Consider the following 14,226-nt stretch of genomic DNA (forward strand, 5'->3'; position numbering starts at 1 on the left):
CTTGGTCGGCGATCTTGTGCGCGGTTGACGAACAAGGAGCTGTTACGCAAGAGATCTCCTCCAATATCCAGGAGGCACACACGGGGCCCGCCGAGTGGCTTCGAGCATAGCCGACGTGAAGCGCCGCGCAACGGAGACCGGCTCGGCTTCGAGTTAACTGCTCACCTACGCGCAGATGCTGTCCAACGACAGCGCGCGGCTGAAGACAGAGGTCCGGAGATTCCTGATGACGGTTCTTGCAGCTTAAAGCCGTCTCGGCGCATTCGGAGGAACGGTACGGAAGACGGAAAACCGTGTGAAGTACTGCAGTGGAGGATTGAAACCTTTGCCCTATCGCGCACTCGAGAACGGTCATTGTGAACCTCGCTAACCGGCGCGTGCACAAGAGATTTCGGAGCCGCCACATCCCAGGACAATCGACTGTCGTTTGACTGCCGAAGCTACGAGGCGTCAGCGTCATAAGTTTGCTAATTGATCCTTGAGGATGACTGCTGCCAGTCCAGCAAATTGGTAGACAACGTGGCTTGAGTACGCCTGACGCGATCCGCGGATCACTTTCTGAACTACCGATTGTTCGACGTTACCCAATCTTACCCAAAGAGAGTTCGGAAAACCGCTTACGACGGAACAGCGGGCGCTAGCCTTGCCGACACTGCGGCCTCTCGAAGAGGAGGGGGCACGAGGTTTACGGGCCAAAGAGCTCACCGGAGGGGAATCATGCCAAGGAAGTACGCTGCTTGTCCGGACCGTTCAGCAAATTTTGCTAGGAAAGCTACCCTTATCTGCTCCACGCTTTTGGCCGGAACGGCCATGGCGCTTACCCACGCCAAGGCAGACGACATCAATTGGCGCCAGTTCGAAGGCGAGTCGATCGTCTGGGCCTCCGATATTCATCCATATGCCGATGCGGTTGCAGCCCAGCTGCCGGAATTCGAGAAGCTTACCGGCATCAAGGTGACGCCGGAGCTTTATCCGGACGATGCGTATTGGAATAAGTTGACGATCCAGCTCAGCACCAAATCACCAAGCTGGGACGTTGTCGGTACGGGCATTCAACCGGCTTGGGATCTTGCGCCCGGTCAATTGCTTGAGCCCCTCGACCGCTATCTGAACGATCCGAAACTTACGGCGGCCGGCTACGATTACAAGGATTTCTTCCCAGCACTACGAGATGCGCTGACTTGGAAGGTCAAGGAAGGCCAGATCGAGCCGGGAAGCGGGCAGGTGTGGGCCATTCCGCATGGCTTCGAGAATATCCAACTGTTCTAACGGAAGGACATCCTCGACAAGTATGGCATCAAGGTCCCTACGACCCCGCCGGAGATGTCCGCGGCATGCGAAAAGCTGAAGGCTGCCGATCCGACGATTACGCCCCTTGGCGTCCGCGGTGTGCGGTTCTGGAGCAGCATCCACACGGCCGCAATCTCGATCGCCAGGTCCTACGGGGTGCACGATTTCACCGTCAAGGACGGTAAGCTCGACACCGGCCTCGACTCACCCGAGTCGATCGCTTTCCACAAGGACTATGTGGACATGATCAAGAAGTGCGCGGCGCCCTCCTTTGCTAACGACAATTGGTACCAGGTGGTCGAAGGCATCAATTCCGGCCGCACAGCCATGGCGATCGATTCCAACATGTTTGGCTTTTGGAACGACGTTGCCGGCAAGCCAGCCTCAGGCAAAATAGCATTTGCGCCGCCCTTGCGTGCTCCGAATGCCAAAAACTTCGAATCCAACATCTGGATCTGGTCTTTGGCGATGAATGCGGCATCGCAAAAGAAGGGAGCTGCGTGGCTCTTCATCCAATGGGCGACTTCGAAGCAAGTGAAGCTCAACGGTGCCGTGGCCGGCAAGCTCGTCAACTCTCCGCGCACCTCGACCTGGACTGACAAGGCATGGCTCGAATACGCGGCAAAGCCTGAATTCAACAACTTTGTCGACACGTTCAAGAGCGTGCAGGACCGGGCAAAGCTGGCCTTTACAGCTCGCGTCGGCTTTGCCGAAGCAATGAATGCCTGGGCCGTTGCCATGCAGAAAATGGTCAACGGAGCTGACGTGAAGGCGACATTGACAGACCTCGCGGCCGAAATCCGATCGACCATGTGAAGTGCCGAGGGGGCGGCGGCGACCCGCTGCCCCTTCTTGCAATTAGAGATGTAGTCATATGGAACTTCGAGGATACGACGCAATCGTGACGCTGCAGTCTTCGGCCAGCCAACTTGCCTCCTCACAGGATCGGCGGATCAAGAGCGCTGAGGAGCCGCGTCTTGACTGGTGGAGCATTGCAGCAATTGCGCCAGCCATCGTCATACTTGTAGGATTTCTGCTTCTGTTCTTCTACGGCGTCTATCAGTCGTTGACTGACCTCAGGTTCGGTCGCCCCTTGGTCCACTTCATCGGCCTCAACAATTACGCGGCGCTGATTAAGACAGAGGATTTCTGGAATAGCATTCGCGCGACGCTGGTCTACTCTGGATCCGCCGTCCTTGCCGAGGCAGCCTTCGGTCTCGCGCTTGCCAAGCTGTTCGCGACCGAAGTCTTCCTGGCCCGCGTGATGCGGCCGGTCATTCTCCTGCCCCTCGTCCTACCCCCGATGAGCGTAGCGCTCATGTGGACGACCATGATGGACCCACAAAACGGGATCATGAATTATCTGTTGTCGCTTGTCGGGATCGGCCGATTTGCCTGGATCTCAGATCCCGTGACCGCAATGTTCTCCCTGGTCCTGATCGACGTATGGACCTACACGCCCTTCTTCGCACTCATCATCTTCGCCGGCCTTCAGGGCATCAATGAAGAGGTGAGAGAAGCCGCGCGCGTTAACGGTGCGAAGGGCTTGGCGACCTTTCTGCACATCGAGCAGCCTCTGATTGCTCCCTACATTCTGATCGCGGCGGTGTTTCGGCTGATCGAGTCTCTCAACCAGTTCGACATCATCTTCGGGACAACCCAAGGCGGGCCCGGCAACAGCACTTCGGTTCTTTCGGTACGTGCCTACATCACCGCGTTCCAGAATCTCGCTTTTGGGCGTGGCGCCGCACTGATGGTGGTCAATTGGCTGATCGTGCTAGTCGGGACGTTCGCCATGGTCAAGCTCTGGCGCTTTGTTCGCCAGCGCGTCAGCTGAAGAGGCCGCGCATGCGCGTCAATCGTTCGACTCCCGCCAATCTGATCCTCAACCTGCTCGTGGGCGTTTGCGCATTTATCCTAGCTTTTCCGCTTATCTGGATATTGATGATGTCGCTGAAGCAGCAGGCCGAAGTCATGACCTGGCCACCGACCTTTCTGTTCTCGCCGACCCTGGAGAATTTTCGCGTGCTGTTTGATGTCGCCCAGGCGGGGGCGACCAGCTATGGCACCATCAAAGTCGATTTCTTGACGCCGATCACCAACAGCGTCGTCATAGCGCTGGGCTCGGTCATCGTGTCTCTGCTCGTGGGCGTGCCGGCCGGCTACGTGCTGGCGCGGCGCGACATACCTCTCAAAGAGGACATTGCGTTCTTCATTCTTGGATTCCGCTTTGCCCCGGTTCTCCTGGTCGTCATCCCGCTCTTCAGCGTATTCCAGACCATCGGGCTATATGACACCTATCTCGGCATGATCTGGGTCTACCAGGTGGTCACACTGCCGATGATCGTCTGGCTGAGCCGCTCCTACATCGAGGACATCCCCAAGGACATCGAGGAGGCGGCTGCCATGGACGGCGCCAAACCCGTTCGCGTCGTGCTGCACATCGTGCTGCCACTGTTGAAGCCAGGACTGATCGGAGCCTCATTGCTCATCTTCCTGCTCGCCTGGCACAATTTTGCCCTCGGTCTAATGCTGAGCTCGACCAAGGCGCCGGTGACGGTCGCTCTGCTCAAGCTTCTCAATCCGGGCGTGCAGTTCTATCCCGTCATGGCGGCCGGGCTCGTCGTGACGATGATCATTCCCGTCATCCTGATCGTCATTGGCCAGCGTCACCTCGAACGCGGCCTCACCTTCGGTGCCGTAAAATGAACACCCGGCCATTGATGTTCTTCGGAACGACGAATCTCGATCTCTGCTTCAACGTCGAGCGACTGCCGACTCCAGGTGAAAGCCTGATGGGCGGCTTGACCCGTTACCCCGGAGGCAAGGGCGCCAATCAGGCCGTTGCTGCCGCCCGGCTTGGCCTCAAGCCACATTTCTACACGCGTCTCGGCGATGACGATGCCGGCCACTGGCTGTTGCAGTCCCTGATGCAGGCCGGCGTTCGCGCAGATGCCATTCAGATCTCTGCGGGCGAGGTCTCCGGTTCAGCCCTGGTCATGGTCGGCGACGACGGCTCGAACATGATCGTCATAGACCCTGGCACGAATTTGAACGTGACACCCGAGATGATCGAGCGCGCGGCCGAGTTCATCGCGCGCGATGCAATCGTTGTTGCGGAAATGGGGATGCCGATCTCGGCCCTTAATCGGCTCTTCGAGATGAAGGCGGACAAGGGTTTTGAACTCATCTTCAAGCCGGCGCCGGTCAGGCCCGGGCTTTCACCGGCCGCGTGGGCAAGCGTTGACTTCGTCACGCCGAACCAGACGGAAGCCTTTGAGCTCACAGGGATCGAAGTCCTCGACTTCCACACAGCCGCGGGCGCGGCCTTAAAGCTTCTCGATCTCGGTCCAGCTGCCGCCCTAATCACCTTGGGCGCGCAGGGCGCTTACTATGCCGACAAGAAGCAATCTTTTTCTCTGCGCGCCTTCCCGGTGAAGGTCGTGGATACCACGGCCGCAGGGGATGCTTTCAATGGCGCCTTCGCCGCTTCATTGGCTGAGAGCCTGCCCTTGAGGGAAGCCGTACGAAGGGCGCTCGCGGTGGCAGCCCTGTGCGTGACGCGCCGCGGTGCTCAAAGCTCGATGCCGAGCCGCGAGGCGGTTGGCGAATTTCTGCAATCACAAACGATCCTGGAGTTGGAATGACTGAACAGTTCTCAGTTTCGGATAGAACGGTGCTCGTAACCGGAGCCGGTGGAGGCATCGGGTCGGCCATTGTTTCAATGCATTCCGGGCGGGAGGGGCGAATGTCCTTGCCACCGATGCTAATCTCGCAAACCTCAGGGAGACCTTGGCTGGCCTGCCCCATGGCAACGGCGTACTGCCAATGGCGATGGATGTCGCGCGGGAGGACGATGTCGCAAGGGTGCTAGATGAGATTGCCAGACGTTTCGGCCGGCTCGATGTGCTGGTGAATAACGCCGGCATCAAGTCTGCCGAGCCGCTCCTGAACGGCAATTCGGAAAAGATCGAGCGCACGATCCAGATCAACTCAGTCGCTGTCCTGCGCTCCTCCAAACTGGTGGTCGACCGGTTCATGAAGGCGAAAGGTGGCCGTATCGTCAACGTCGGCTCCTCGCTGTCCTCGCAAGGTGCAGTCTTCAACTATCAGGCTGGCGGCGCCGACTACTGCTTGTCCAAGGCGATCGTCCACGATCTCACCAAGCTGCTCGCCTACGAATGCGCGCCGCTCAAGATCAATGTCAACGCAATCGCCCCTGGCATTATCGACACGCCCATGCACGGGCGTCCCCGGGAGGAGACCGAAGCCCGCCATAGTGGCCGGATCCCGCTGGGACGCGTGGGTCTACCGGAGAATATCGCGGGTCTTGCTGTCTTTCTCGCAAGCCCCGCGGCCTCATATATGACCGGGCAGATTCTTCACGTGAACGGCGGGATGCTGATGAATGGCTAATACCGCCCCGGCCCATAACTGGCCGCAAGTCAAAGGTATCATTTCGGATCTCGATGGCGTGGTTTATCGCGGCAACGCGGCGATACCAGATGCTATCCAGACATTTGGAGCTTGGCAGACGGCAGGATTGCCGTTCTGCTTCGTGACTAACAATTCCACCCATACCCCCGAAGATGTCTCCGCAAACTTGCGAGTTTCGGGCTTGTCGTCACGCCGAAAGACGTTGTCACGAGCGCCATCACTGCCGCCGAGCTCATTCGCGCGACATACAAGGATGCAACGCGCGTATTCGTCGTGGGCGCGCCATCGCTGGTGAAGGCCATCACCGAAGCGGGGCTCGATGTGACCGATCGCGAACCCGATGCCGTGGTCATGGGCCTCGATCGCTAGATAACGCATGAGAAGCTGCGGATTGCGGTCGAAGCGATCCTGAACGGTGCCGCATTCGTCGGCACCAACCCCGATCTCCTCCTGCCGACCGCAGGCGGTTTCGAACCTGGAGCAGGAGCAACGATCACAGCTGTAGCTGCTGCCACAGGCGTGAAGCCCTTGATTGTCGGGAAACCTGAGCCGCACATGATCGAGACGGCACTTTCCCGTCTCGGGACGGCGCGCAACGCCACATTGATGATTGGCGACCAGATCCAGACGGATATCCAGGCCGGAAAGCGAGCGAAGCTACCGACGGTGCTGGTCACGACCGGCGTGCCGCCCCGCGAAGACCCATCCCTGGTGCCACCTGATTTTATCGTCTCCAGCCTGGCAGAGATTGAGGTCCCGGCGGCGCTGGTCGAACGGATTCGACAGAGGAGTTCGTGATGGCCGATGTTCGTTTGGAAGGCGTCAACAAGGCCTATGGGACAATCCAGATCCTGCGGAACATTGATCTCACCATCGATCACGGCGAGTTCGTCGTGTTCGTCGGACCTTCGGGATCGGGCAAGTCGACGCTGTTGCGAATGATTGGAGGACTAGAACGAATCAGCGGCGGCCGGCTTCTGATTGACAACGAGCTCGTCAATGATGTCGATGCGGCGGATCGAAACCTCGGGATGGTGTTTCAGAGCTACGCGCTCTATCCGCACATGACTGTGCGCGAGAACCTTGCCTTTCCTCTGCGAATGGCAAAGGTTGCGAAGACCGGGATCGAGACCAGGGTCGCCGAGACTGCGTCGCTGCTACAGATCGATCATCTTCTGGACCGAAAACCCCGACAACTCTCGGGCGGCCAGCGTCAGCGCGTTGCGATTGGCCGCGCAATTGTTCGCGAACCCAAGGTGTTCCTATTCGACGAACCCCTGTCGAACCTTGATACCGAATTGCGGGTGCAGATGCGGGTTCAGATTGCCAAGCTCCACAAGCAGCTTGGGAATACCATGATCTACGTGACACACGACCAGGTGGAAGCCATGACAATGGCCGACAAGATCGTCGTACTCAAGGACGGCAACATCGAGCAGGTGGGAAGCCCGCATGATCTCTATCACAATCCGGCATCCCGGTTTGTGGCCGGATTCATCGGCTCACCCAAGATGAATTTCCTGGGCGGCCACATCGAGGCGGCGCACGAGGCGGGCATGGACGTCAGGCTCGACGCCGGGGCGACAGTCTCCGTCCCCGTGCAGCCGGATCAATTGCTCGTCGGCAAGCCGATCACACTCGGAATTCGCCCCGATGACTTCTCTCCATCTGCGGCGGAGAGGAAAGAGATCGCGATCGAACTCGACGTCGATTTCGTCGAGCATCTTGGCAGCGTCACCTACATCTACGGAAACGCTGGCAAGGAATCGGTGGTCGCAAAGGCGCCAAAGCCGGAGTCACAGAAGAGGTCTGGCAAGGTTCGTCTTGCGGCGTCGCCGGCGGACTGCCACCTGTTCGTGACGAACGGAAAGGCGCTGCGCCGGTTGCACGCGCCCGCAAATTGGAGCTAGTTTTCGCAACCGCCGTGCAGGAGGCGGGCAAGTCATGCACACGCGGACAGACCAGGCAAAGGGCGGCGGCATCAGGCGGTTCTTCCGCAACTCCCGCTCCTTTATGCTTGGGGCTGGAATAGGATCGGGCATGACCGCGCGAGCGGCCGAACGGGCGGGCGCGGATTTCGTTCTCGCCCTTAACGCCGGCCGATTTCGCGCGATGGGGGGCTCTTCGCCAGCCTCAATTCTTCCAATCCGCAATACAAACGAATTCGTGGCGGGCTTCGGCCGGACCGAGATCCTGCCCTCAACGAAATTGCCGGTATTTTTTGGCGCTTGTACCTTCGATCCGCAGCTGGATATCGACCGCTTTCTCGACCGCATCATGCGATGGGGTTTTTCAGGCGTCACCAATTTCCCGTCCGTCATCCACATTGATGACTACAGGAGATCACTGCTTGAAAGTTGCGGGCTCGGCTACGAGCGGGAAATCGAACTCCTGGTCAAAGCCGCAAAACGCGGCCTAATGACCATCGCTTATACTCGCACCCAGTCCGAAGCAAGGCGCATGGTTGAAGCTGGAGCTGAAGCCATCTGTATCAACTTCAATCTCAACCGCGCTGTCGAAAGCGGATGCGACTTGTCGATCAGCCTGTCGGAGCTTGCCGCGCGAACGAGCGCTGTTGCGCGTGTCGCTCAATCCGTCGACGTGAACGCAATTTGCCTGCTTGGTGGCGGGCCAATCACGAAGCCTGACGAACTCCTGGACATCTGCCGAGAAACGGGTGTGCAGGGTTTCATTGGCGGTTCGTCGCTCGACCGCATCCCGCTCGAAATGTCAGTTCTCGAGGTAACCTCGGGCTTTAAGACCATCCACTTATTGCGAGAGAAGGTCGATCTCCTCGAGCGCCAGCTCCAGTTGAGCGGATTCCGGCATGGCGTCATCGCGCAGTCCTCGATCATGAAGCACGTGCTTGAGACTGCAAGGCGCTTGGCAAGTAATCCCAATTCTGTGCTGGTGTGGGGCGAGGCGGGATCGGGAAAGCGAAGGATAGCGAACCTCGTCCATGCCTTTAGCGATCGGAGACACACGAAGGCCGCGCTGTTTCATTGCCGCCGAGGGCCGGCAATCGACACGGTCGGTGCGCTGTTCGGTGCCGAGAGCGCTGAGAATAGGAGGCGCCAACTGTCGCTCCTCGAAGCCGCAAGTGATTCCGCGCTCCTGCTGACGCATGTCGATCAGCTGTCGCGAGATGGGCAAGAGCGTCTCGCGGACTATCTCGAGACGGGTACTTTCACGCCGCTGAACGGCGTATCCGTTGTAAGGTCAAACGCCCGGATCATCGCAACCGCGACAGTGACCCGCGGAGCAAGCTTGGAAAGTGTTCTATGTCCCCGCCTTCTTGCCTTCTTTGCCGGGCTTGACATAGAACAACCCGCTTTGCCAAACCGTCTGGAGGACCTTCCACAGCTCATTCAGCATTTTGCCGTCGAAGCCAAGGGGGATTCGAATGCACAAACGCTGGCAATAGAGAAGTCCGCGTTCTTGGCGTTAGCGGGCCACCATTGGCCCGGAAATTTGAGAGAATTGCGCCAGATCGTCAATCAACTGGTGATGGTGAAAGACGCGCATATAACTGCTGACGTCCTCAAGCCGCTTCTGAACTCGACGTCGCCCGCTCGGCCCAAAGGAGCATTCTCCGAGCGCGAGTGGTTCATCGAAGGCCTAAAACGAAACAGGCTCCACCGTGGCAAGACCGCACAATCTCTTGGGCTTTCAAGGAAGACGCTTTACAACAAGATAAAGAAACTGCGGATCCTAGAATAGCCTACCCTCATTTCTTGCGTCGGGTTTGCTGCGACGTAGTCGCATGCAAAAACGAGAACCTTGGCATCGACGATGCCTGTTGGCCAAGGCTGATCAACCCCATTTCGTCGCAAATCCTACGCGCAAGAGCCTCTTCGGGCAAATACACAATACCTTCGAGATGCGCTCCAAGTCTCGTCTCTGCCATCGTGATCTCAGAATCCTTGGCAGCAACAAACAGGATTTTGAATCCCAGGCTGGCGAACCATTCCATACGTCGAAGTTCGAGCTCCAGTCCGGAGTTAATTGGCATGCCATCCGTAGCCTGCTCAATGATAGATGCAGGTGGGAAATTTGTGACGCCGGAGATTCTCGCCTCTTTCAGCAAGTCGGCAAAATCCTCCCAACAGGCAAAGGGATCGATCATGACCATCGCCGCGTAGGCGCGAATGGACGCTTGCTTGTCGAGGCTGCGCAAATCTCGCAAAAGACAGTCATTCCAGTCGACGACAGGTAAAGTCGCCATTACGAGCATCGAGTCTGCTGGAAAGCTCCGCAGGGACGGCGCGTAGATTTCCAAGGGCGCGCCTCTAGATGCGGCCGTTAAGCGCGTGGCAAGCTTGCAGCTGACTATACCCATTCTTACCCACCCGGAAGTATCGCCGATGTTATACAATGCTTCAGCCCGGTCTAGACCTCCTATTGTTGAGAATGCTCCGGGAGGAAATTCGTGTCTCATTATTTGGCGGACGGCCAAGCGTCGGTCCCGGATGGAGCCTCGCCTGTAAATGTTTCAATCCGTGCGTGTGAAAGCCGGCGTCACCCTTGTCGGTGGTTGGTTGAAGCTGAAGCAAAAATCACCCGCTGGATCCTTTCGCGGCCACTAAGGGGAAATCTCGCGGCCGCCAGTGATGGGAAAGAGGTGTTCCGCTTCACCGCAACCTTCAATGGTCTGGATCACGCGCAAGCGCCAAAGCCCGTGCCGACCCTCGCTCTCCGAATGCGAGAGTGGCGGCGCAAGTCTCCAGCCTGGTCCAGCGTCTCGTCCGGAATCTCTCCGAACTGGGGGGCACCAGGAAAATCTAATTCAATCGGTAATTTGGTCGCGGTGGTCTCCGGCGTCCTATGTCGATGCGTTGGGCGACCAACTATCCGATTTGTCGCCTGCTAACGATAGCCTTCGGCTCCGCTGGCAGACCGGTTCGTCTGCCTTCCTCCCTCAACTTAAGCCGCTGTTGGAGAAATCTGACAGCGGCTTTTTCTTAAAGGACACTAGGCATCTCATTCATTGAAGCGCGAGTGTCGCTAACGAGCGCGCCAATCCTCAAGGGCGGGACCCTTCCACGCTCTCGGCATTGAAGGAACACGCCCGTACCTCCAAAGGCAGTGAGATAGTAAAATTCGATTAGACCGAAGACTTTATGAGTGAGACAAATGAGGTAGAGTCAGTTCGCCTTTGCCCGAGGCAACCGAGGCGTTTAACTTGTTCGCAGCCGCAGCTAGGATCGGCACCGAAACTACGTTCTCGCCCGCTAGGCGCACAGCGCAATTAATATCCTTTGCGGAATTGGCAATTGAGACGGCCAGAACATCGGGTTTTTCGCCCAACAAAAAGGCAGCGAAGGCTTGGAATATTCCGCTGTTAGTGGAACCGCGGCTGACCAGAGAGCGGAGTGTTACAAGATCAATGTCAAGAGCCTTTGCGAATTGGCAGACCTCTGCTGCGACGGCCGCTATGCCCATAGTCATGCTGTTGTAAACAAGCTTGAGCTTATGACCCTGTCCGACTTCTCCGACATGAAGAACGGTCTCACAAAATGCAGCAAGAATGCCTTCCGCCACAGGAAAGAGCGTCTCGTTCGATCCAACGATCGCATTGAGAAGGCCGAACTCAGCTTGTTCGGGGCTACGTGTTACTGGGGCATCTACAAAACCTAGGCCATGTTCTTGAGCCTGCTCCGCCAGTGTAACTGTCGAAGCAGGATAAGATGTCGTGCAGTCAATTATCAAACCGCCACGGGACATATGGACAAAAAGCCCATCCTGCCCAAGGCACACTGCCTCAACCTCGCGGCTTGACGGTAGGGACAACACCACAGCGCTTACATGTTGCGCCAACTCAGCGATCGAAGGATGTTCACGGGCACCGGCTGAAGCAAATCGATTCGCACCGAAACGATTCTTGTTGGCTTTGATATGCAGTTCAATTTGATGACGCATCAGGCTAATACCCATTCCAGTTCCCATTCGCCCGACGCCGACAAGACCTATTCTCTGTTTCGCAGTGCTAGGACCTGCGTTTGGTGATGATGCCTCGCTGAACATGGTTCATGCACTCTAGAAAAAGCCGTGCCTTTGTAAGATAGGCAACAGCTCATGATGGTTGTTAATCGAATAGTCAGGATTTGCCGCCCGCAAGCGCGAGTCCGAAACAAAACCTCCGGTGATCGATATGCTTATGAGTGCGAGATTGCGTGCGATGTCCATTTCGATCGGCATATCGCCGATGATAAACGTCGACGCCGGGTCGAGGCTGTACTTCTGCATGTAGAGGCGAAGCCGCTCTCCTTTGCTCATCGATTTGTATTGAGTGGCGCGGCTTTCAAAGGCGAGAGCTTCGTTGATGTAGTCATGGATTCCAAGTCTTCTCAATTGGGACCGAAGGGGGGCAACGATATGGTTGCTCACGATGACGGACAAAGCTGCTTCTCGGTGCGCTAGCTCCAGCACTCTACGCGCGCCCTCGCGCAGATCGGCGCGATCCGCAAGTGGTTCATAGGTGTTGTGAAAGACAGCGCTGCCATCGCGATCCACGGCCGCAACCTCGTCCTGCGACATTCCGAGATTGCGATAAAGAAGAGATAGCGGGAGGTCGCAATGTTCCCGAAACGTCTCCATATTGATCGGCGCGTAACCAAAGCGGTTCAGAATAGCATTAGTCGTTTGAAGCAGTGCGTGCGCATCATCGAGCAACGTTCCATTCCAATCAAAGACGAGAACGGGTTTCATTAATGACCTCAAGCGTGAACTGATTGCATGCGGGGAAGATCAGCCACCAATTCGCGCAGATTCCTGTCCGCCCGCTCCTGTCCCGCCCGAGTTGGCATCTCGAATGTAAAGGGTGACAGATCGAAGCTCTCCGGTCTCAGGGGCAGCAACGATTCTAGCAGTGGGAAGGGCAGATACGTTATCGAGGCTGCGTTGATGGATGTCGCGATGTTGCTTTCGATGAGTCTCAAAACGTGGGGTTCCATCTTGTGAAAGCGAAGGCTTTGCGTTCGCTGCTCGGACGGCAGTCGTTTCCAAATCTGCCAGAATGCGAGCTCATCGAGTGTGTTGATACCCATGCCGTAGTAGTTCGGAGCCACTATAGGCGGCGAACCGATCGCCCAATGCACGGCTTTGGCTCCGGCGGTAAGGAGCATGCTCGTGACAGCTCGACTGGTATCGCCGCGAATGAGTGCTTCGTCGACAATTACTACGCTGGTTTTAGTCAGGTCAGTTTCCAGTACTCGGTACTTTTGAGAAATGCGGGACTTTCGCTCGTCGGTCGTGCCGATGAGCGTTCGCTGAAGAAACGTCGTGGCGACCACTTCACGACGCTCGGCGAGCAGCCCGTATTCCGCGAGAGATGCGTACAGGCCATCGGCGAACGGACCACCTGTACGCGGCTTGGAGGAAACGAGTGTGCAGGTAGGATCTGCTTCAGCTTGCAGTCGCTGCGCAACAATCCCACCCAAGGCAGCACCGATATTGTACCGGGTTTCGAAATGTGAATGGCCTTCGACCGACGTATTCGGACTTCCTAAATAGAGAGCTTCGTACGCGCAGAGCCTGGCTTTATGTCGCCCGTTGTGCACGGCACGACTAACGCTGCCCCCCGTCGTTCCGTCCACATACGTTATGTGGCCCGGCGAGATCTGCCGCGTCTTACCCTCGAGAGCGGCAAAGGCACAATTTTCAGAGGCGAAGAGCAAGAACCCGTCATCTGTTTGCATGGTCTCCAACGGTCGCAAGCCGCTTCGATTGCGGTAAGCAATGAGATTTCCGTCTCCGTCCAGGAAAAGCGCGCTAATAGCGCCGTCAATACGATCGTCAATCTCTCGAAAAACGGTTTCGTAATTGGCCGCTAGACCGTGGCGCCAGTAGTGTCGTTCACAACAGCGTTCAATACACTTGAGCAAGAGCTCAGCATCTGTGTTGACGGTTGATCGTTGCTCCTGGGCAAGAAAGGCTCCCCTGAGTTCACGAGCATTGACCAAGGCCTCATCCAGAGAAATGGCCAGATGGCGGCTGGTGCCTGCATTGTTATGAATTGACTGAAGGTCGACGCCATCACTGAGTTCGCGGCATCGGCTACGGACTTGAGCGATTGCAACATGAGGCCGAAAACGCCGATCTTGTTCGTTGGGATCAATGCGCACTGAAGCGCTCGATGACTGAAACGCTCTCCCATATCGAATACCTTGTTTGTGCATGAAAGCCGCAACGCCGACCGCCGCCTGGCCACGAAGCGCAAGTTTCGGGATCATGTGCTCGAGTCGATCATAAACATCCGCCTGCGAATTGCTTGAAGGACAAAAAAACGCAGCAGCAACGCCGGACATGCCTTTACCCCTCTTGTCGAAGAACCGATGTCCCGGCTCGCATCATTGGCGAATGCACCACGGCGTGACGACGTGGCTCTGCTCTCTTTAAGCAAGCGCCGTACCACTCCTCAGACGAGCTGGCTCGCGCTGATGCAACAACGAAGGTCGAGATACGCAAACAGTTTGGCGACCCGCGATGAGCTCCGTGTCC

The 14,226-nt window shown here is 57.2% G+C and carries 11 protein-coding genes and 3 pseudogenes; 10 read left to right on the top strand and 4 right to left on the bottom strand.

Annotated elements, in window-relative coordinates:
- Positions 1–5: 5 nt before the first annotated feature.
- The 10 genes and pseudogenes from AC0WRY_RS34585 to AC0WRY_RS34630 all read left to right on the top strand — a co-directional run.
- A pseudogene (locus AC0WRY_RS34585) lies at positions 6–247 on the top strand (hypothetical protein); the annotation flags it as partial.
- 563 nt (positions 248–810) lie between these two features.
- Positions 811–2,106: pseudogene (locus AC0WRY_RS34590) on the top strand (extracellular solute-binding protein).
- Positions 2,107–2,191: 85 nt separating this feature from the next.
- Positions 2,192–3,127: a carbohydrate ABC transporter permease gene (locus AC0WRY_RS34595; protein WP_232995606.1), complete on the top strand. Its 936-nt coding sequence runs from the start codon at positions 2,192–2,194 to the stop codon at positions 3,125–3,127.
- Positions 3,128–3,234: 107 nt separating this feature from the next.
- The gene (locus AC0WRY_RS34600) at positions 3,235–3,999 is read left to right on the top strand and encodes a carbohydrate ABC transporter permease (protein ID WP_245470880.1); all 765 of its coding nucleotides are present in this window, start codon (positions 3,235–3,237) and stop codon (positions 3,997–3,999) included.
- On the top strand, positions 3,996–4,937 hold the full coding sequence (locus tag AC0WRY_RS34605) for a ribokinase (RefSeq protein WP_128929766.1): 942 nt from the start codon (positions 3,996–3,998) through the stop codon (positions 4,935–4,937). The genes AC0WRY_RS34600 and AC0WRY_RS34605 overlap by 4 nt, the downstream gene beginning before the upstream one ends.
- A 136-nt stretch (positions 4,938–5,073) precedes the next feature.
- A pseudogene (locus AC0WRY_RS34610) lies at positions 5,074–5,706 on the top strand (SDR family NAD(P)-dependent oxidoreductase); the annotation flags it as partial.
- On the top strand, positions 5,699–6,022 hold the full coding sequence (locus tag AC0WRY_RS34615) for an HAD family hydrolase (protein WP_430648592.1): 324 nt from the start codon (positions 5,699–5,701) through the stop codon (positions 6,020–6,022). The pseudogene AC0WRY_RS34610 and the gene AC0WRY_RS34615, both read left to right, overlap by 8 nt.
- A gap of 260 nt (positions 6,023–6,282) precedes the next feature.
- Positions 6,283–6,525, top strand: a complete 243-nt coding sequence (locus AC0WRY_RS34620) for an HAD hydrolase-like protein (RefSeq protein ID WP_232995604.1) — start codon at positions 6,283–6,285, stop codon at positions 6,523–6,525.
- Positions 6,525–7,637, top strand: a complete 1,113-nt coding sequence (locus AC0WRY_RS34625; RefSeq protein WP_128929765.1) for an ABC transporter ATP-binding protein — start codon at positions 6,525–6,527, stop codon at positions 7,635–7,637. Before AC0WRY_RS34620 ends, AC0WRY_RS34625 begins: the two co-directional genes overlap by 1 nt.
- Positions 7,638–7,671: 34 nt before the next feature.
- Complete coding sequence (locus AC0WRY_RS34630; RefSeq protein WP_188637435.1) at positions 7,672–9,447, top strand: phosphoenolpyruvate hydrolase family protein; 1,776 nt, start codon at positions 7,672–7,674, stop codon at positions 9,445–9,447.
- Between the two features lie 7 nt (positions 9,448–9,454).
- On the opposite strand, the gene AC0WRY_RS34635 is transcribed toward AC0WRY_RS34630, so the two are convergent.
- The 4 genes from AC0WRY_RS34635 to AC0WRY_RS34650 all read right to left on the bottom strand — a co-directional run bounded on the left by AC0WRY_RS34635 (position 9,455) and on the right by AC0WRY_RS34650 (position 14,033).
- Positions 9,455–10,006: a hypothetical protein gene (locus AC0WRY_RS34635; protein ID WP_232995603.1), complete on the bottom strand. Its 552-nt coding sequence runs from the start codon at positions 10,004–10,006 to the stop codon at positions 9,455–9,457.
- Between the two features lie 839 nt (positions 10,007–10,845).
- Positions 10,846–11,751, bottom strand: coding sequence for an NAD(P)-dependent oxidoreductase (locus AC0WRY_RS34640; RefSeq protein ID WP_128929762.1), 906 nt, complete (start codon positions 11,749–11,751; stop codon positions 10,846–10,848).
- Positions 11,752–11,763: 12 nt separating this feature from the next.
- Positions 11,764–12,435 carry an HAD family hydrolase gene (locus tag AC0WRY_RS34645; RefSeq protein ID WP_128929761.1) on the bottom strand — a complete coding sequence of 224 codons (672 nt, stop codon included), beginning with the start codon at positions 12,433–12,435 and terminating at the stop codon, positions 11,764–11,766.
- 8 nt (positions 12,436–12,443) lie between these two features.
- Positions 12,444–14,033, bottom strand: coding sequence for an amidophosphoribosyltransferase (locus AC0WRY_RS34650; RefSeq protein WP_232995602.1), 1,590 nt, complete (start codon positions 14,031–14,033; stop codon positions 12,444–12,446).
- Positions 14,034–14,226 lie beyond the last annotated feature (193 nt).

The organism is Bradyrhizobium sp. T-12 (genome assembly GCF_058314695.1).

What these genes read in the sequence shown, in the direction of transcription:
- AC0WRY_RS34645 (WP_128929761.1), bottom strand. Translation starts at nt 12,435, where the DNA reads ATGAAACCCGTTCTCGTCTTTGATTGGAATGGAACGTTGCTCGATGAT.
- AC0WRY_RS34615 (WP_430648592.1), top strand. Translation starts at nt 5,699, where the DNA reads ATGGCTAATACCGCCCCGGCCCATAACTGGCCGCAAGTCAAAGGTATC.
- AC0WRY_RS34600 (WP_245470880.1), top strand. Translation starts at nt 3,235, where the DNA reads ATGATGTCGCTGAAGCAGCAGGCCGAAGTCATGACCTGGCCACCGACC.
- AC0WRY_RS34625 (WP_128929765.1), top strand. Translation starts at nt 6,525, where the DNA reads ATGGCCGATGTTCGTTTGGAAGGCGTCAACAAGGCCTATGGGACAATC.
- AC0WRY_RS34605 (WP_128929766.1), top strand. Translation starts at nt 3,996, where the DNA reads ATGAACACCCGGCCATTGATGTTCTTCGGAACGACGAATCTCGATCTC.
- AC0WRY_RS34620 (WP_232995604.1), top strand. Translation starts at nt 6,283, where the DNA reads ATGATCGAGACGGCACTTTCCCGTCTCGGGACGGCGCGCAACGCCACA.
- AC0WRY_RS34630 (WP_188637435.1), top strand. Translation starts at nt 7,672, where the DNA reads ATGCACACGCGGACAGACCAGGCAAAGGGCGGCGGCATCAGGCGGTTC.
- AC0WRY_RS34640 (WP_128929762.1), bottom strand. Translation starts at nt 11,751, where the DNA reads ATGTTCAGCGAGGCATCATCACCAAACGCAGGTCCTAGCACTGCGAAA.
- AC0WRY_RS34650 (WP_232995602.1), bottom strand. Translation starts at nt 14,033, where the DNA reads ATGTCCGGCGTTGCTGCTGCGTTTTTTTGTCCTTCAAGCAATTCGCAG.